We start from the raw sequence: 17,660 nt of genomic DNA on the forward strand, positions 1-17,660 counted from the left end.
GCCAAGCGTTCGGCCCCGCACACGCGGGGATGGTCTGTACGCCCACAAGTTCCCCAGCGTCGCCAAGCGTTCGGCCCCGCACACGCGGGGATGGTCTGTACGCCCACAAGTTCCCCAGCGTCGCCAAGCGTTCGGCCCCGCACACGCGGGGATGGTCCGATCAAGGGCCCCACGCTCGCCGGCGCCTACCTCTCGGCCCCGCACGCGCGGGGATGGTCCGTGGCTGGAGGAGTACGGCGCAATGTTCGGCGTCTCGGCCCCGCACAGGCGGGGATGCGCAAGGTCCTCGCGGGAGTCCATGCGGTCTGGATGCCAGGTCGTGGCGGGGGCACACTCCAGGTCGTCAGGGGGCCAGCCAAGCTCGGCGACGGTGACCGACAGGTCCAGTTCCTGTCCGAGGACGATCGTCGTCAGCGACCGCCACGGCCATCTGGGTTCCCTGCGGCGTCGGAATGCTCCGCGGATGGCTGGAGGCCGGCCTCCGTGCTGGGGCACCGGTCGATCCTGCCCTTTCCGCTGCAGCCCGGCGTCGTCGGCGCCTGAACGACCGCATCAAGTCGGCGAACCGTTCCGGTCGTTCGTGCCGGCCTTGCTCGCCGTCCACGCGGCCGACAACTTCACCCATGCGTGGCATGGTTCGAGGCGTTCCGTTGGCGCGTGGTGACTTCCTGGGCTGCTTCGGCGGCTTTGAGGAGGTCGGTGATGAGGGGTTGAGGGATGGCTTTGTGGTCGAGTCCGGCTGATCGTACGGCTGCGGATAGAGCGCGCTCATGCTCGACGGTCAGGTGCGTACGGCTGCTCCGGTTGTTGATGACCTCTTGGGCGGCGTATCCGTCTTCAGAGGTGAGGGCTTGTTCGACGAGCCGGTCCGTGGCTCGTTCGTCTTCGCGCTGTTGGCTGGTGATGCCTGCGATGTCTGCGACGGTCAGGCCCAGGCGGACTTGGAACAGGACGACGTCCGGGCTGGGAGGAAGGCTGAGGTAGTGGTCGATCATGGTGGTGACCGCGGCGTTCGCCGGCTGGTCGGTGCGGGTGGTGCACAGGGCGGTGAGGCAGGCGGCCACCGCGCGTTCCCATAGCTCGGCAGTGTCGCTCTGGCTGATGGTCTTCAACGCGGTGATGGGATCGCCGGCGTGTAGTTGGGCGAGGACGGCGACCTGTCGACCGTCCAGCAGTCGGCGGCCGATCCCCTTGTGCTGCTGCACGTAAGCGAGGGCCTCTTGCCACCGGCCGGCGCTGGTCAGGGCGCGGGTGCCGTCGGCGAGCAGGACTGTCCACAACCATTCGAGGAGCGTGCGGTGGTTCTCTTCGGTGTTGGTGAGGTAGCGGAAGGATACGGAGCGGCCGTCGATCACCGCGTCGCCGTGGGCGCTGACCGCGTGGAAGAGGGCGTTGAGTAGATCGTGGGCTCCGTTGGCATCGCGCGTGCGAATCAGCAGGCGGGCGATGTTGACCAGGGGTTCCAGGGCATGCCGGGCTGTTGGTGCATCGAGGGGCCAGTGGCTGAGATAGGTGTCGAAGTGCTGCCAACACAGGGTCCGTGCCAGGTCGTGCAGGCCGCAGTCGCTGGCGATCAGGGCGGCCATATTCTGTACAGCAGCGGCCGACGCTCGGTCGCCTTCTGTGTGAGCGCTGAGGGCCATTTCGCGGAGTTGACCGACCCGCTCGGCGAGGGGCGGGCAGGTCGGGCGGGGGCGGGCGACCAGTGGGAAGCGCTGGGCTATCGCGGCGACGTCCATCTCATCGCCACTCGATGAGGATCCGGTTGAGGGCGTTGGAGAAGGTGAAACGGCCGGGGCGCTGGGCGGGAGGCGGGCTGTCGAGCGGCTGGATCTCGAAGGTGACCTCGCGTCCGCGGTACTCATTGTCCCAGGTGCGGACGGCCTCTGCTACCTGCTCGGCCAGGGCGCCCCTGCCGGGACCGTGGCCGATGACGCCGAACTCGTACAGGCTGGCGCCGTCCGGGGCGGCGCGGGTGGCCTTGCGGCGGGTCAGGTAGGTGAGTGCCGCCTGGTCGAAGCAGGCTGTGGAGCTGGGGTAGGGGGCGGTGAGCAGGCCGCTTTCGATGGCTTGGGGTTTGGCGGGCATGCGGTTCAGACCGTTGCGCATTGTGCAGGCCAGCCATAGCTCCAGCCACTCGGCCGACTCCTGGCCACCGAATGTGACGCCGGTCCAGACTTGGGAGGCGGGCTGGTGCAGGACATCGCCCAGCGCTTCGGCATCGACCTCTTGGTCGCCGCTGGTCACGAGGGTGACCGTGCCGTCGGAGGTCACGGGAACCAGGCGCCGTGGATCGTCGGCGATGCCTTGGCGAAGCGGCATGAAAGTGTTCATTTCGCTGCTGACGCTGCGCCAGGCGCCGTCCTGCTGTTCGAAGGCGATGGAGCGGGCGACGGTGCCGCGCAGCCGTAGCGGTGTGAGGAGCCTTCCGCCCGGGGCGAGCTGGTCGAGCCAGGCATGGGGGACTGCGTGTGCGCCGACCGTGGCGATGACGCGGTCGTAGGGCGCGTTGTCGGCGTGGCCGAGAGCGCCGTCGCCGAGGATGACGGTGACGTTGTCGATGCCGGCGGCGGCCAGTGAGGTGCGGGCGCCCTCGACGATGTCGTCATCCACATCGATGGTGGTGACGTGGCCGGTCGGGCCGGCCAGGTAGGCGAGCAGACCGGCGTTGTAGCCCGTTCCGGCCCCCAACTCCAGGATCTTGTGGCCTGGTTCGACCTGGAGCTGTTCCAGCATCATGGCGACGATGTCGGGCTGGGAGGCGCAGCTGATCGACGCGCCGCCGGCGTCGAGCTTGATGTCTACCGTGGCGTTCGCGTACGCCTTTTCCAGGGGAGCTTGCGGCACGAACATGTGGCGGGGGACTGTGCGCATCGCCTCTTCGACGCGGCCGGTGCGGATGTGCCCGTGCTCCATGAGCTGGTTGACCAGGGCGTGGCGCAGAGGCTCGGCGGAGGCGGCCTCGATCGTGTCGTTGCTCACGCGGGCCACCGTAGTGTTCAGCGGACCTGTGCCAGAGGCGGACACGGGACGCTGTCCGGTTGTTCCCATGACTTCTTCTTTCGCTAGTACGGCCAAGGTGGCCTGCTCCTGGTGGGACAGGCCCATGCGGTTCCAGTGGAAGATCACGTGGTGGGCGAGGACGGCTCGCAGACCGCGTTCCAGTCGGCCCAGGTGGTTGAGATCGGCCAACCGCTGACCGAGGTGCTCGAAGGCGGCGACCCAGTCGGCCAGCGGCGCAAGCCTGCCCGTGGTCGTCAAAGTGCTGGACGAGCCCGCCTCGACGGTCATGAGCCGGTGCACGGCGTGCGAGAGCCGCCGGGAGCCGGGCTGGTTCTGCGGTGTGGGTCGTTGCTCGGCGACCTTGGCCCAGACGTCGCCCTGCTCGAACCAGTCCAGGCCCGCGGCCCGCATCGCCACGCTCGGGAGCAGCACGGCGAACTCGCGCCGCCCGAGCTCTGGCGGATTCCTGCGGGGGAGACCGGACGGGGCCAGATGCTGAAGGACGAGACGGCTGTCGTGGTGGAAGAGCGCGTGGGCGGCATCCATGCCCGCAGCGCCTCCGAAAGCGGTGGTCTCCGGCTCGTAGATGCCGGGCGTCCAGCCTTCGATCAAGCCGTAGGAGAGCATCATGTCCAGCGCCCGATCCAGTCTCCGCAGGCCGTGGTCTGTGGTCGGGTGATGCCGTAGCCGCCAGGTCGGGTACTTGCGCACGAACGACCACCCGTGCGGCTCCCCGCTCTGCGAGGTTTCGAGCGCGGGCAGCAGATGCTCCAGCACGATGGGCTCGGCGCTGCGCCAGTCGGCGAATGTGATGACGTGCTGCGGCCACTGCTGGGCTGTCATCCAGCCGGTCTCCCTTCAGGTGGACGAGGTCAGGTGATCAGGAAGCAGGAGTCCCAGCCGGACAGGGTGGCTCCGTTGACCTGGGCGAGCAGAGCAAGCGCCACGCCGGTGGTGCCTTCTAGAAGTCCGGCGCCGCAGGCCATCAAGGTGTCCGGCGTGGTGGATTCGATCGGTGCTAGAAGGCGGGGCAAGCACTCGCGCAGGCCTGGCGTGATCGCATCTGCCGCGGCGAGTTGGACGATGTGCGCCAGGCCGGCGAAGCCGTGGCACAGTGACAGGTCGGTGGTCGCGGCGAGCGGAATCCGGGCCGTCATGGCATGTAGCAGCGCCTCTTCGGCCATGCGCTGGCGTCCGGTGTCGCCGGTGGCCCGAGCGGCGAGTTGCTGGGCGCGCGCTGAACCTGCGACGCCGTAGCACCAGGAGGGACGCGAGGGACCAGGGCTGGGACGTTCAGACTCCAGCTCGCTGAGCGTGATCCAGTACGGCCAGCGCGGACCGTCCCGTCCCTCGATCCGCCACAGGTCGAGCCAGGCGCAGATCCGTTCGATCGCTGCCCGTTGATCGCTGACGGTGATGCCGCGTAGTGAGGCCAAGGCCAGGAGAGCCAGCGGACCGGCGATGCCGTGAGCGACGCCGTTGTTGGCGTGCCCGCTCGGGTACTGCGAGGACCGTCTGCCCGATGGGGCCAGATCGCTCCACCAGCCGGGAAGGAGGTCCCCATGGCGCCGCACGGGTTCGCTGAGCCGGACCAGGTAATCCAGGATGGCCCGGACCAGGTCGGCGTGAACATCGCCATGGTGGACGGTGCGCCGCAGCAGCAGAGCCCCCATGCCGGTCAGCCCGCGGATGGCGTCGAACTCGGCCAGCGCGGGCAGCCCGCCGCGATCCATCCGCGCGTGGGCCTCGTCCAGTCGAGAGCGGGCGACAGCGGCGATGTGCCGATCAAGGGTCTCCAGGGCGCGGGCATAACGTCCAGGCCGGTCAGCCGCAGCGTCGAATGCGAAGGCGAGAGCCGGTGCCCCGTAGTACAGGTGGCTGCCCGCCCCTGTTGAGGCGGGTTCAGCAGCGGCGCAGGCGAGCCAATCGTGAGCACGCTGCCAGGAGCCCTCGCCCAAACGGGCGCGCTCGATGTGGAGCAACGCGATCCCGGCCGCACCGTAGGCCAGCGACTGAGGCCACCAGCCGTGGGCCGGGACGGTAGCGCGCACGGCCTGCGGCGAGGCCAGGTGGTCAGCGATTCGGGCGGCGAGCGCTGCTCCAGCCTGGGCGCTGGCCGGCGTGACTACAGTTTGGTCGGCCACGTTCACCTCACCGTCCTGCCGCTGACGACCGCTTTGCTGTCCATGCCAGCGCGGCGGCGCGGGCCAGCCGCACGCAGATGTGTTCGTCGTTCTTGTTCGGCCCGGCGGCCCGGATGTGATGGGCGTGGAGCAGCGAATCCAGGACGAGGTCGGGGTTCAAGTCCTCGGCGCTGCGTAGCCGGTCCCGGTAGCGGACCAGCGCTCGGTCGCGTTCGGACCAGGCGGCCAGGACGATGTCGCCGCCGGGGACCGCACGCAGCGCTGCCCAGCCGTCCTTCGGGTCGGCCAGGCGGACCGCCTCGCGGAGTACTGGCCGTTCCAGGGGGCAGGCGGCATCGACCTTCCCGTGCCGGATCAGCCAGTCCATGCCACTCTGCGGGCTGCCGCTGAACCCGGCCGCGATGGAGACAAGGTTCGCTGCGGTCAGCGCCTGCGGGGACGACCCGGCCATCTGAGCGAACTGCACGGCCAGTGCACGAGAGTCTGCGGCAAAGACCTCCTCGGCCGCCTCCAACACCGTTCCACTGCCCCACCGGCCGGTCTCGGGGTAGGAGGTGGCGAACTGCACCTCGCTGAGAAGCCCTTCGCGTCGCAGAAGCGCGGCCCACGCGGAGACGCGCTTGGCAGCAGGTCCGAACTCGGTGAGGTCGTCGAGTGCGATGCGCAGCCGTAGATGCGGGAGCGGGTCGCGATAGCGCAGGAACCACCACTTGGGCGGAGTCGCCCACCGAGCGAGCAGGTCCGGTAGGTAGCGGCCGAGGATCTCAGGGTGCCGTTCGGAACTGCTGTAGAGCTTGACCAGCAGCATCCGGGACGCCCCCGGCAGTTGCCCGTGATCCCGACGCTGCGGTCGAGGGGCCGGGACTCGCGGTCCCCTTGCCGATCCGCCTGCTACGACCGCGGTCATTGGCACGACGATCTCGTGGGCGTGGCCGTCGAACCAGCCGTTCCCGGTCGCCGCTTCGCTCAACAGGGCGACGCCGGTCGAGTCAACGTATGCGCGCAGCACCGCCAGGTGCGCGGGTTGGGATAGGTCCAGAGGTAGGGCCTGGTCCCCATCGGTGAGGGTGACGGCGTCCGGGACGCAACGGCGGTCCCGCCAACGACACATGCCGTCCCACCACTGGGGCCACGGCGCATGGCGGTCGGGTAGGTCCGAACGGCGCAAGCGCCAGCGAGCCGGCGAAAGGACCGTGCGGCCGATCCGAAGCCGGGGCACGAACGGCATCCGCCCAGCCGGACCCCAGGAGAAGTGGGACACGACCGCAGACTGGGACCTGGCGATCTCGGCGAGGAAGCGCGCCAGCGGGGGAGTATGCGCCCGCAGATCGAGCGCGTGCGGAACCACCGGCTCCAGGCGCTGCCCGCGTGACCGCGAAAGCAGGAAGAGACGGCGCCGGTCGCAGCCGACCACCAGGTCGTCCACCCCGATCACCTGGGGCCCCGCAGAACGGTGCTCCGCGAGACTGATCGTGGCGGCGAGGAACTCCTGCGTCCGAGCCACATGAGCGTCGCCCGAGTTGAGCGGCGGAAAGGACAGCTGAACCGCCACTGCCTGCGGTTCGCTGACCGGCAGCCGGTCGAATACCGCAGCGGCCTTGGCCCGGTCGCCAGGGCTCAGCAAGCCGATGAACCGGCCGGTTGTCGTGCCGATGCCGCGAGAAGGTCCCACGACCGTTAGCTGGAAGTGTCCGCGAGCCAGCGCCTCCCGGGAGGCCGCCCGAAGGTGGAAACGGAGCTCGAGATGCGGCGGCACCAGGATCTGGGTTTTGGTGCCGATCTCCAGCTCACCGATCAGGTCCTCATCCAGCACGACCTCCTCGCAGCCGTCCAGGGCCGCAGCCTGCGCCAAGGCAAGCAGCCGCAACTGCCTGGCGGTCACCGGCTCGCGTGCTTCCGGCTCGCCATCCAGGTAACCGGCGGGAAACCCTAAACCCACATCGGGATCCACCAGGTCCCGCAGCGGCACGAGCGAACCGATCCCGTACCGCTCGAAGAAACGGTTGTGATAGCTCCGCCAGCCAGGCGAGCCTGCCGGGAACTCGGTCAGGCGTGCCAACACCGACGTGGCAGCTTCGGCCTCCCGGGCCACCTGGAAGGGCAAGCTCAGCGAGCAATCGACCCGCATGTCCACCACAGGGGCTGAGTCCGTGTTCGTTGCCAGGCGCGCCATGCACTCCGCGAGGGCGGGGCGGGCCTTCCGGCGATCCGTAGAGGTCGTGAGCCGGGCGTACTCGGCAAGGCCCGCATGGATCTCGCGCAGCTGATCCAAGAAGTCCGCGACTTGCCGCAATTCGCCTGCCCCGGCCTTCTCCATCTGCTCCACGACATGCCCCAAGGGATCCAGCGTGGTGGAGTGAGCGTGCAGGCTGCTGATGAGAGCGCCCTGATCCAGCAGGCTGTTGATCAGCTTCTCGATCTCGGACTGCGGCGTCGCCGGGAACGCGGCGGCGACCGCGGCCGCCACTCCGTCGAACGGGACCGGAGTACGGGCCGTCTCCATCGCGATCCGCACGGGCGTGGTCCACCGCAGCGATACTTCCGAGGGGGAGCGTTGACCTGCTCGCCGCCCGGGCGGGTAAGGGACGACCAGGCGACCGCCCCGCACGAATGCCATGGGATTAGCCATCAGCGGTAGCCGCCGCAACAGTTCCGGGATGCCTTCCAACTGGGCGATGACCTCGCTGATCCAGCTCGCGCCGACCCGTGCGACGACCTGATGGTCCTCACCCCACTCGACCACCGGCCGGGCACTAAAACCGGCCGGTGCGATTCCGGCGAAAAGCCCGAAAGGTGTAGCTCTGCCCGTCATCCGGAGCACGTATCGCACGACCGACAGCACCGTGCGCCGTGCCCTTCGGGCATCCGTGGTCGAGGTCGAGCACACCACCGCAACCTGCCGAGCCAGTGCCGGGCTGGCCTGTTCTATGGCTTCGGCGATCTCGTCCAGCCTCCAGATCGCCAGGAGCCACGCACGCCAACCGGCGACGTGTTCCGGTGAGTTGCCGGTGAGATCCGGCCATTCCGGCAATTCCAATGCCGAGTGAGGAGCGGCACGAACCATCGCCGTCTCAGCGCACCGATACAGGCGCTTTCCACCGCTTGATGCCATCATCTCGCCTTCGGGGCAGCGTTCTGCCAGGCTCCGGCCCATGCCCCGAACAACCTTTCCGGGCATGGGCCGGAGCCCGAACCTCAACGTCAGAGCGCGGTCAGACGACGTTGGTCGCGCACGGGCTGGAACACGTACTGCCACACCCGTCGTCGGTGAGGACGATGAGGTCGGCTGATGCGTCGCCGGACTCCAGAACACTGATGTCCAGGTCGAACTCGTCGCTTTCCATGGACTCTCGGATGGTCATCGGCTCTCCATACCCTTCCGGAGCCCACCGGCTCCTCACTATCGGCTTTGCGGCCATGGCAAGGAGATTCGCCGACAGTTCTCGTAGGCGCCAGAAAGTTCACACACATTCACACCCGTGCGCTGTCCGGCGGGGTTGACCGCCGACCGGGGTGGGGGTCAAGGTCGGGGGGAACCAGGTGAAGCGAATGTTAGCTGGGAGCCATTCATGCACGAACCGGCCGAAAAGCCCAACACCCCGCCGTCCGGCGACGTCGACTTCGTCGGGATCGACGACGACTCGCCCGCCAACAAATGCCCGGCGGTCCTCGTGGTCCCCGGCACCGGTGACGTCCTCCAGGTCGGACGCCGGGTCACCGACCCCGCCACCCTCGCTCGGCTGGGCCGACACACATCGATCGCTGACGACGAGGTCGCGATCTGGACACCGGCGAACCTCAAACAGAGCCTCCTCGAAGCCCTCACCGACGACTACGAGCCGGGCAGGGACGGCCCCGGGGAACCGGCCTTCGAGGAACTACTGGCCGGAACCGAACGATCCGTCGTCCACCTCGAAGCCCGCGATACGTACGACCAGACGGACCCGGCCTTCATGAAATGGCTGGAGGACGGCGACACCACTTACCAATGGGGCGCCTGGATCGACCTGGTCGGGGGCGCTGTCGCCCGCGGTGTCCGATTCCGTCGACTGCGGATCGTGTCCGAGCCGGTGAGCGATTACATCCGCTGGGAACATGCCATCAGCTACGGCAACCTCAAAGCCGGGGAGGAGTTGCGGTGGCTGCCCCGCCACCTGGCCTACGACCTGCCGCATCCCGTCGCCGACTTCTTCATGTACGACCAGCGCCTCATCGCCTACAACTTCACCGCAGGCGACGGCACCGACACCGGCCGGATGGAGTACGTGGCCGACCCGCGCAAGGTCCTGCCCATCGTCGGCATGTTCGAGATGCTGTGGGAACGCGGCATCCCGCACGACGACTACACCCCCTCCTGATCGCCCAGCCGGTCGAGCGCGGCGCGGACCCGTCCCGTCGCCGCCTCACCTGTCTCCGCCAGTGCCCACAGCCGCTTCCATGCGGCCACGTAAAGCGCGACTTCCGCTGGCTGCGTCACCGACAGGTAGCCCGACACCAGCTCCACGGTCACCAGGTGGCCGTCGGTGATGTCGAACGCCTCCTCCGGGTGAACACCATGCCGGAAGGTGCCGGCCGGGATGATTCCCAGGAACACGTTCGGCCGCCGCCGCACCTCCAGGAGGTGCCGTAGCTGATCGCGGTGCACGTCGGCCGGATACGGCCGGTACCACAGCACCGGCTCCTCCAGCAGGAAGTACCAGCGGGCATCCGGGCGGCTGAGGAGACTCTGCCGATCCATCCGTTCGGCCACCGCCAGCTCGACCTCACCATCCGGATCCGACGTCTGCACCGCCTGCTCAACGATCACGCCGGTCAGTGCCGCCCGAGTGTAAGCCGGCGTCTGCAGCATGCCGGGAAACACCTTCGGCTGGTACGACCGGGCCAGCACCAGCTCCTCGTACTGCTGCCGGATCGATCTCTGCGCCGCCGGCAGGCCACCACGATTCAGCTGCTCGTACGGGATCCACATCCCCGCGACCGCCGCCTGCTCGGCGAGCAGTTCCTCGGTCCGGCGCTCGGACGCTCCACAGATCGAGCACCACAACCGCACGTGCTCCGCCGAGATCGTTCGGCGGCCCATCTCGATCATGGACACCTGGGACGCGGACTTCCACCCCGCCGAGGCTGCGAAGGCTCGGCCCGAGATACGCCTGGCCCGGCGGAGATCTCGGAGCTGGCTTCCCAAGCGCTCGCGCGCCGCTTGAGCTGACGACGATGGTGAGGGCGGCATAGTGGCCCATCATGCCCCGGCCTCACCTGGTGAGCGCGACACCGTTTACCAGGATTCACACCCACAGGCAGTCGACTGCACACGACGACACTCTTCACGACGCCCGGCTCGACACACCGTTCCCAGTCGGCCGCGAGTTGACCATCCCCGATTTCGCCACGTCGAAATCGGGTGGGCCAAGGCTGAGACGCACCCCTCGGCCAGACGACGCCTGGCCGAGGGGTAGGTAGCGGGAGCCCTTCCCGCTAACGCGCCTAGGCGATCTGATCCAGCATCCGAGACACGCCTGGCTCAGACCGCCGGCGCTGGATCCCGACAGGGCTGGTTGCGCGGATCCAGGACACGCCGACCTTGCTTGTGAGGGCCTCGGCACTGAGGGAACGACCGTGCGCGACTGGACTGATGACGACACTGCCCAGCGGGTCCCTGAGTCCGGCGATCAGGAAGCTGGCCTCCCTGCGGGTGGAGAGAGCCTTGTCCGAGCGGTCCGGTTCGCGAAGCCCGAGAGGGCTGCGGGAGACCTCGATTTCCCCGCTTGGGGTGGTGAGCGGGCCGCCGTGGAATCGCTGGCTACTCGCCCTGTAGAGGACGTATGAGGTGTGTGCCAGAGCGTTCATGGAATCCTCCGATCGTTTTGCTGACGAGCCACAATGAAACCCTGAGAATTCAGGCTGTTAAATGAGGAGAACGTTCGTTGGGCACAACCGACCAACAGTGCGATGCGGGCGCCGAGCGCTGAGGGCGCCGAAGGAACCTCTGGTCCGGGGGTTGTAGGCCTGAGTTGTCGCTGTTGGTTACTTGCGCTGATTGGTAAGGAGTACTCACCGGCAGGTGCGCCCTGGTGAGGAGAAGAGTGGCCGGTGACCCTGCCGGTATCTTTTCGGCTCGGGTCGCGCGCCGCTGACCACGCCGCGGAGCGGTAACTGTGCACAGGCCTATGTCGTTAATGTCCATACAGGCCGCTTAGGCGGCTTGGAGGCGATGCGCAGGACCACTTGGTCAGCTGCGGAAGCAGCCTGTCTTCCCCGGTCCGCTATAGCCCTTGCGTCCGAGCAAAGACCACGAGCATCGAGATCAACTGCTCATTCGAGGCCGTCCTCGGAGGCCCTGAACTGGCTGCTCCCCAAACTCATCCTCACCGACGGTGTCGGTCACCTGGCTCCTGCCCGATCACCGCATCCGCCGTTCTCTCACCCGAGGGCCCAGAGCCTGGCGATTGCCTGGTCGCGGGTGAGGAGGTCGAGGTTGCGGCAGGGCGGGTGTTGGGGGCCGTCGACGGTGACGAAGTGGGTAGGGCCGTACGGCCAGGGGCCGTTGAGCAGCGTCATGAGGTCTGTCGAAGGCTCGCGCTCGAGCGTTTGGTGGACGACGTCGGCGTCGTCTCCCGGCGTCGCCAGCCAGAGCACTTGCGGTTGCTCCACCGAGCCTGCGGCAGTGGTGTGGGGAGTCCTGCTCTCAAGGTGTTCGATCGCGTCCTCAAGGGTGTCGGTGATGTGCAGGGCAGGGACGAGGTACGAGGAGAGTTGGGAGGAGGCCGCGCCGAATAGGCGCTCCAGGTCGGCGCGCGCGATGACGACCTCGCATCCCTCTGTGCTGCGGGCCAGGGCGTCGACCAGGACGGTCCGAAGTAGGCGTTGGGTGCCGGGGCCTATGACGCCGGCTCCTTGGGGGTGGCTGAAGGCGCGGGCCAGGAAGGGCTCAGAGGCAGATCCACCGCACGCGCATGGGTTGACTCCCGGGGTGGTGAGGTGGGTGAGCCACTGGATCAGGGGTGAGTGGGCGGCCTTGCGTAGACGGTTCATTCTCGCTCCGGTCGATCGGTGGTGGGGTGCCTTGATCAAACTGGGTTCTGCCAGCTCAGAGGCATGAATGAAACGCCTCATGGTGGTAAGTGGCCAGGATTCGGCGACCGATTCATGGGTGCTGGAGGCTTGGAAACCACCTTCGCCAGCAGCTTCGGAGACCCCGAGCCGTGATGGCGGGGCGGACGGTGGTCACTTTGTTCGTTGACACCAAACGCTCATCCGACAACTTGTGACGCTATTCACTCACGTCGATACTCTCTGTCAGGGGAGGTGTGAGTGAGTACCGAGCTCGAACAGACAGCCACCAGGCTGCTGAAGGGAATCGTCGCCGATGAGCTGCTCGTCCCTTACGCCCGGCTACTGGGCTCGGACGGGTGCCTGCCCTCCGAAGCCGCCGAGGTGCTCGGTGGACCGCAGATCGTGGAGGCGTTGAAGGAGACCGGGCTGGCTTACGTCATGCCATTGGGGATGGCGGTTCCTGCGCGGCTTGTCGCCACCGCGCCGGATCTGGCCCTTCAAGGGGCGCTTGCTGCGCTGTCCCGCAAGTTGGTCGATGACCAGCGACGGTTGCTGGATGGCCAGCGGCGCATGGTCGACATGCACCCTTTCCCGGGAGTGATGGAGGGACAGGCCGACCAGCTGGTGCGAATCCTCACAGACCGCACCGAGATCACCGACACCTCACGCTCTCTTCTGGGAACAGCACGACGCCACTGGTTGACCCTGGAGAACTTCGCGATGGAGCGGCCGCTAGAAGAGCTGGCTGGAATGCCACCTCTCCCCGCGTTCGAAGGCAACGTCTTGAGCCGGACGATCTACCAGGCGTCTTGTGCCGAGCATCCTGTCGGAGCCAAGATCATCCAGATGCACACCCAGGCCGGTGAAGAGGCCAGGGTCCTGCCCGAGGTCGGCATGAAGATGAAGCTGGCCGACGAGGCGGTGGCGTTGCTGCCGCTGACGCCGACCGGGTTGCCCGGCGCGCTGCTGATCAAAGCCCCGGTGATCGTCGCCGCCCTGCGTGAGTACTTCGAACTGCTGTGGCAGCGCGCGGTTCCGCTGGGGGAGACCGAGCCGCAACTGCCGCTCAAGCCGGTCCAGATGTCGATCCTGCGGATGTTGGCGCAGGGCATGACCGATGACGGGATCTCGCGGCGGATCGGGCTGAAGACCAGCAGCGTGCGGCGGCACGTCAGCGCAATCAGCAAGCAACTCGGCACCACCAGCCGCGTAGCGATGGGCGCCGCAGCCGCCCGCCGCGGCTGGATCAAATGACCCGATCCCTCTGGAGCACAACAGCGATGCCCGACTACCTGGACTTCGTCCCCACTGAGCGTTTCCGCGGACAAGTGGCACTGTCCCCGGACGCCGAGACCGTGGCCTACTGCAGCAACGCCGCTGGGTCCTTTGACGTATGGACGATTCCGGTCGCTGGCGGGCCACCGCGCCGATTGACCCGACTCGAAGGCCAGGCGGTGCGGCAGTTCGCATGGTGGCCTGACGGCAAGGGCCTGGTCTTCACTGCCGACCGCAACGGCGATGAGCAATACCGCATCTACCGCATCGGTGCAGACGGTCAGGAGCTCACCGAAATCAGCACCGGCCCGGACTGTCAACGAGTCTTGGCGGACGTCCCCTTCCACGCCGACGGCCGCTATCTGATCTATGCGGCTAACGACCGTGACCGCACTGTGCAGGACATCCTCGTCCGGACCCTGGCGGACGGCACCGAACGCCGCATTATTCCTCCGGATGGAGTCAACTTCACCCCGGCCCGAACTTCACCCGACGGACGGTGGTTGCTGGTGGCAGGGCTTCGATCCAACACCGACGTTGCCATCTACCTCGTCGACCTTGCCGATCCCGACCTCGAAGCCGTATGTGTTACCGCAGAGCACGGGAGCGGATACTTCGCCCCCGGACCGTGGACACCGGACTCGACCGCCTTCTACCTGTCCACCGACGTATGGGGCGAGTTCACCGCCATCGGCCGGTACACCCTGGGCGACGCTTCGATGGAACGCATTACCCACGACGACTGGGACGTCGAGCACATCGAAGCCGTCGGCGAGATGCTCGTCTGGTCCCTCAACCAGGGAGGACGTTCCGTGTTGCACGCCACGCGGAACGGAACCGAACTCGCGCTCGCGGACCTTCCGCAGGGAGTCATCGACGCGATCGCACTCAGCCCGGACGGTCAACGGATCGTCCTGGAGATCGACACCGCGACACGGCCCAGCGAGATCGGGGTCCTCGATCCGGCAGGCGGGTTCCTATACCTCACCGATACCCGGCCACCCGCAGTCCAAGTGATCGATCCAGTCGAGCCCGACCTGATCACCTATCCGGCCTCCGGCGGGCGCGAAGTCCACGCTCTGCTCTACCGTCCGCACACCTCAGGCCCGCATCCGGTTCTGCTCTCGGTGCACGGCGGTCCAGAAGCCCAGGAACGTCCCGAGTACGCCTACGCCGGCCTCTACCAGTACCTCCTTCACGAGGGCATCGCCGTGCTGGCCCCCAACATCGCCGGCTCCACCGGATACGGGCTCACTCACCAGAAGCTCATCTACCGCGACTGGGGCGGGGTCGACCTGGACGACCTTGACCACGCCGTCCGCCACCTAAACGCCCTCCCCGGCCTCGGCGCCGCCCGCCTTGCCGTCATGGGTGGCTCTTACGGAGGTTTCGCCGCCCTGTCCTGCCTGTCTCGGTTGCCATATCGATGGGCGGCCGGGGTGTCGTTCTGCGGTCCGTCCAACCTGGTCACCCTCGCCCGGGCCTGTCCACCCACCTGGCGACCCACCGTCGACGCCGTTCTGGGCAACCCCGACGCCGACGCCGAACACCTCACTCGCCGGTCGCCGATCACCTACGCCGATGCCATCACCGCACCCCTGCTGGTCATCCAGGGCGCCCATGACCCGCGTGTTCCGCAAGACGAGTCCGACCAGATCGTCACCAGGCTTCGGGCACGGGGCATTGACGTGCGCTACGACATCTATCCCGATGAGGGCCATGGATTCACGAACCGCACCAACGAGATCAAGGCCTACGGAGACATCGCCCAGTTCCTCCTCACCCACCTGACGAGCAAGTAGGAGGCTTCGTGTCCGGGTTCCTGTCGCCCCTCGCCTTGTTCCGAGACCCGTCCATAGCGCCCCTGTTCATCTCCCGCATCATCTCCAGTGCGAGCGTCGGGTTCGGACAACTTGCCCTGGCCTGGGGCGCGATGAACCTGGGCTACGGCGCCCGAGGCCTGTCGTTAGTCATGGCCTGCAACGCGTTCCCGGCCTTGCTCATCATCTGCGGTGGGGTCGCAGGAGACCGCTTCCGCCGGCACCGCGTCCTCATGGCCGCCGAGACGTTGGCCTGCCTTTCATGGCTCGCCATCGGTGCCGCACTCTTCACCGGTAGCGCGCCTCTGCCGCTGCTGTGTGCGCTGGCCGCCATCGGTGGCGTCGCGACCGCGATGTTCCTGCCCACGCTCCGCGGCATCATCGCCGACCTCCTCGACTCACCGAACCGGCCCGCCGGGAATGCGCTGGTCAACCAGACCCAGTCCGCAGGCCTACTCATCGGCCTCGTCTCCTCCGGGGCCATGGTCTCTGCGATCGGCCCGGCATGGGCTGCCTCGATGCGTGGCATCCTGTGCGGGCTCAGCGCCGTGCTGCTCAGCCGCCTTGCCACTTCGCGTCCCAGCCACCCCGGCACAGGACCACTGCGCGACCTGCGCGACGGATGGCGCGAGTTCGGAGCTCGCCCGTGGGTGTGGATCATGACGCTGCAGTACACGGCGATCACTACCGCGGTGGTCTGCTACACCAAGATCGCCGGACCGCTCTACGCCACCGACGGGCATGGTGGCGCTTGGTCCTGGGGCATCATCAGTGCTTGCGAGCCCCTTGGGGCAGTGATGGGTGCGTTGGTCGGTGCTCGCTGGCGACCTGGCTGGCCTATGTCGGCCGCCGCGCTCTTGCCGATGTCGGTCGCACTGCCCATGCTTCTGATGGGGAGCGGAGCCCCTTGGCCGTCGATAGCCGCAGCAGCCGTCGTGCCTGGAGTACTCCAAGCCGTCTACTACGTCCTGTGGACGACTGCCCTGCAGGATCGAATCGCCCAGGACGTCCTCGCACGCGTTAACAGCTGGAACATGGTCGCCAGCTATGTCCTCATGCCACTGATCATGCTGGCGTCCGGGCCTCTGGTAGCCGTCCTTGGCGCCGAGGTGCTCGCGTTCTGGTCAGGAACCACAGCGGTGGTCGCCACGCTTTCCGCGCTGGTCGGACTCCGTCTGGCTGCATGGAAGGAATCTTCTTCGAAGATCGAAGTGAAGGGCGCTATGGCGTAAGTCTATGGGGTCTGCTTCAAGCGAAGGCGCGGGTTTGATGCCTCGTCCGAACATTCGACCTTAGGTTGCCGCATGCGCTCTCTCGAAGAGAAGGCTGTTCGTCTGCTTGGCGGAGTCGTTGAAACAGAAACCCTTCGTCTATATCTCCGACTCCTTGTCGTGGACGGCTGCCCGGCCGAGGAGGCCGCAGATTTCTTCGGGGGAGCAGACGAGGTAGAAAAGCTGATCCGCGCCGGAATGGCCCAGGTCCGCAAGCCGGCAGCCGGCTTGCCAGCCCGCCTGATGCCCGTTCCGATGGACGTGGTCCTGCAGCACACGCTCGCTGGCCTCGCTCGGCAGGCGCTGGCCGACTACGAAAGACTCCTGGGCGGTTACCAGCGCATGTGCGCCTTCGCTTCCTCCGCAGGTGCAGAGCCGGACACGTCGGTGGGGCAGTTGGCGCGGCTCATCACCGATAGCGACGAAGTCAGCAGGCTGACCAGCACGCTCCTGGGCTCAGTCCAGCGAGAGTGGCTGACCCTGAGCACCCATGCGCCGACAGAACCAATGGATGGAGCCGGTATCACTGCGACTCCCTCCCCAGCAGGACGCGGCGCTCGATGTAGAGCTATCTACGATGACGACCTCCTGGCGGAAACAGCCGCGCGTGACAAACTGGAAGCGATAGCCGAGACCGGTACCGAAGTTCGGATTCTTCCGCGTATTCGCATGAGTCTGGGACTCGCCGACGAGGGGATCGCGCTCCTTCCGCTCACCTCGTCCGAGACTGCAGGTGTGCTTCTGGTTCAGTCCTCGGTGATCGTGGGCGCCCTCTGGGAATACTTCGAACTGCTCTGGGAGAGGGCCATTCCTTTTGGAGGAGGCGGTTCCAACGGCCAAGGATTGCCTGAGATCCAGATCAAGATTTTACGCCTGCTAGTCCAGGGGTTGTCAGACGAAGCTATCGCACAGCGGGTGAATCTGAGTCTCACCACCGTCCGGCGCCACATCAAAGCACTCCGAGAGAATCTCGGCAGTGAGACGCGTTTCCAGCTCGGAGTGATCGCCGTCCAACATGGTCTGGTGGACTGACCGCCAATCCGCCACCACATGACGATCCGTCTGGCCGGGCGGGAGGCCGGTCTCACAGAGCC

12 protein-coding genes are annotated in these 17,660 nt (G+C 67.0%); 5 read left to right on the top strand and 7 right to left on the bottom strand.

What is annotated here, in order from left to right; all coding sequences use genetic code 11:
* Positions 1–617: 617 nt before the first annotated feature.
* The 5 genes from ABWI07_RS31270 to ABWI07_RS31290 all read right to left on the bottom strand — a co-directional run bounded on the left by ABWI07_RS31270 (position 618) and on the right by ABWI07_RS31290 (position 8,509).
* Positions 618–1,586 carry a hypothetical protein gene (locus ABWI07_RS31270; RefSeq protein WP_353820732.1) on the bottom strand — a complete coding sequence of 323 codons (969 nt, stop codon included), beginning with the start codon at positions 1,584–1,586 and terminating at the stop codon, positions 618–620.
* A gap of 154 nt (positions 1,587–1,740) precedes the next feature.
* Positions 1,741–3,846, bottom strand: coding sequence for a methyltransferase, FxLD system (gene fxlM, locus ABWI07_RS31275; RefSeq protein ID WP_353820733.1), 2,106 nt, complete (start codon positions 3,844–3,846; stop codon positions 1,741–1,743).
* Between the two features lie 29 nt (positions 3,847–3,875).
* Entirely contained in the window at positions 3,876–5,153 is a 1,278-nt protein-coding gene (locus ABWI07_RS31280) for a lanthionine synthetase C family protein (RefSeq protein WP_353820734.1), read from the bottom strand.
* A 1-nt stretch (position 5,154) separates the two neighbouring features.
* A complete protein-coding gene (locus ABWI07_RS31285; RefSeq protein WP_353820735.1) occupies positions 5,155–8,301 on the bottom strand; it encodes a lantibiotic dehydratase in 3,147 nt (1,048 codons plus the stop codon).
* A gap of 58 nt (positions 8,302–8,359) precedes the next feature.
* Positions 8,360–8,509, bottom strand: a complete 150-nt coding sequence (locus ABWI07_RS31290; protein ID WP_353820736.1) for an FxLD family lanthipeptide — start codon at positions 8,507–8,509, stop codon at positions 8,360–8,362.
* Between the two features lie 207 nt (positions 8,510–8,716).
* Here ABWI07_RS31290 and ABWI07_RS31295 point away from each other — a divergent pair, with 207 nt between their 5' ends.
* Positions 8,717–9,505 carry a DUF6879 family protein gene (locus tag ABWI07_RS31295; protein WP_353820737.1) on the top strand — a complete coding sequence of 263 codons (789 nt, stop codon included), beginning with the start codon at positions 8,717–8,719 and terminating at the stop codon, positions 9,503–9,505.
* On the opposite strand, the gene ABWI07_RS31300 is transcribed toward ABWI07_RS31295, so the two are convergent.
* Positions 9,490–10,377: a helix-turn-helix domain-containing protein gene (locus tag ABWI07_RS31300; protein WP_353820738.1), complete on the bottom strand. Its 888-nt coding sequence runs from the start codon at positions 10,375–10,377 to the stop codon at positions 9,490–9,492. The two genes, ABWI07_RS31295 and ABWI07_RS31300, sit on opposite strands and share 16 nt — an antisense overlap.
* Before the next feature lie 1,190 nt (positions 10,378–11,567).
* A complete protein-coding gene (locus ABWI07_RS31305; protein WP_353820739.1) occupies positions 11,568–12,179 on the bottom strand; it encodes a hypothetical protein in 612 nt (203 codons plus the stop codon).
* Between the two features lie 279 nt (positions 12,180–12,458).
* On the opposite strand from ABWI07_RS31305, the gene ABWI07_RS31310 reads away from it, so the two are divergent.
* From ABWI07_RS31310 to ABWI07_RS31325, 4 genes are all read left to right on the top strand, one after another.
* On the top strand, positions 12,459–13,454 hold the full coding sequence (locus tag ABWI07_RS31310) for a helix-turn-helix transcriptional regulator (protein WP_353820741.1): 996 nt from the start codon (positions 12,459–12,461) through the stop codon (positions 13,452–13,454).
* A 26-nt stretch (positions 13,455–13,480) separates the two neighbouring features.
* Positions 13,481–15,277, top strand: coding sequence for a S9 family peptidase (locus ABWI07_RS31315; protein ID WP_353820742.1), 1,797 nt, complete (start codon positions 13,481–13,483; stop codon positions 15,275–15,277).
* Between the two features lie 8 nt (positions 15,278–15,285).
* The gene (locus ABWI07_RS31320) at positions 15,286–16,527 is read left to right on the top strand and encodes an MFS transporter (RefSeq protein ID WP_353820743.1); all 1,242 of its coding nucleotides are present in this window, start codon (positions 15,286–15,288) and stop codon (positions 16,525–16,527) included.
* A gap of 72 nt (positions 16,528–16,599) precedes the next feature.
* Entirely contained in the window at positions 16,600–17,598 is a 999-nt protein-coding gene (locus ABWI07_RS31325; protein ID WP_353820744.1) for a helix-turn-helix transcriptional regulator, read from the top strand.
* Positions 17,599–17,660: the final 62 nt, after the last annotated feature.

The sequence above is a fragment of the Actinomadura sp. NPDC000600 genome, from assembly GCF_040492135.1.
Taxonomy (GTDB): domain Bacteria; phylum Actinomycetota; class Actinomycetes; order Streptosporangiales; family Streptosporangiaceae; genus Spirillospora.

Coding starts and splice junctions, on each gene's coding strand:
- ABWI07_RS31290 (WP_353820736.1), bottom strand. CDS start 8,509: ATGACCATCCGAGAGTCCATGGAAAGCGACGAGTTCGACCTGGACATC.
- ABWI07_RS31285 (WP_353820735.1), bottom strand. CDS start 8,301: ATGGGCCGGAGCCTGGCAGAACGCTGCCCCGAAGGCGAGATGATGGCA.
- ABWI07_RS31325 (WP_353820744.1), top strand. CDS start 16,600: ATGCGCTCTCTCGAAGAGAAGGCTGTTCGTCTGCTTGGCGGAGTCGTT.
- ABWI07_RS31315 (WP_353820742.1), top strand. CDS start 13,481: ATGCCCGACTACCTGGACTTCGTCCCCACTGAGCGTTTCCGCGGACAA.
- ABWI07_RS31270 (WP_353820732.1), bottom strand. CDS start 1,586: ATGGCCGCCCTGATCGCCAGCGACTGCGGCCTGCACGACCTGGCACGG.
- ABWI07_RS31295 (WP_353820737.1), top strand. CDS start 8,717: ATGCACGAACCGGCCGAAAAGCCCAACACCCCGCCGTCCGGCGACGTC.
- ABWI07_RS31300 (WP_353820738.1), bottom strand. CDS start 10,377: ATGCCGCCCTCACCATCGTCGTCAGCTCAAGCGGCGCGCGAGCGCTTG.
- ABWI07_RS31305 (WP_353820739.1), bottom strand. CDS start 12,179: ATGAACCGTCTACGCAAGGCCGCCCACTCACCCCTGATCCAGTGGCTC.
- fxlM (WP_353820733.1), bottom strand. CDS start 3,846: ATGACAGCCCAGCAGTGGCCGCAGCACGTCATCACATTCGCCGACTGG.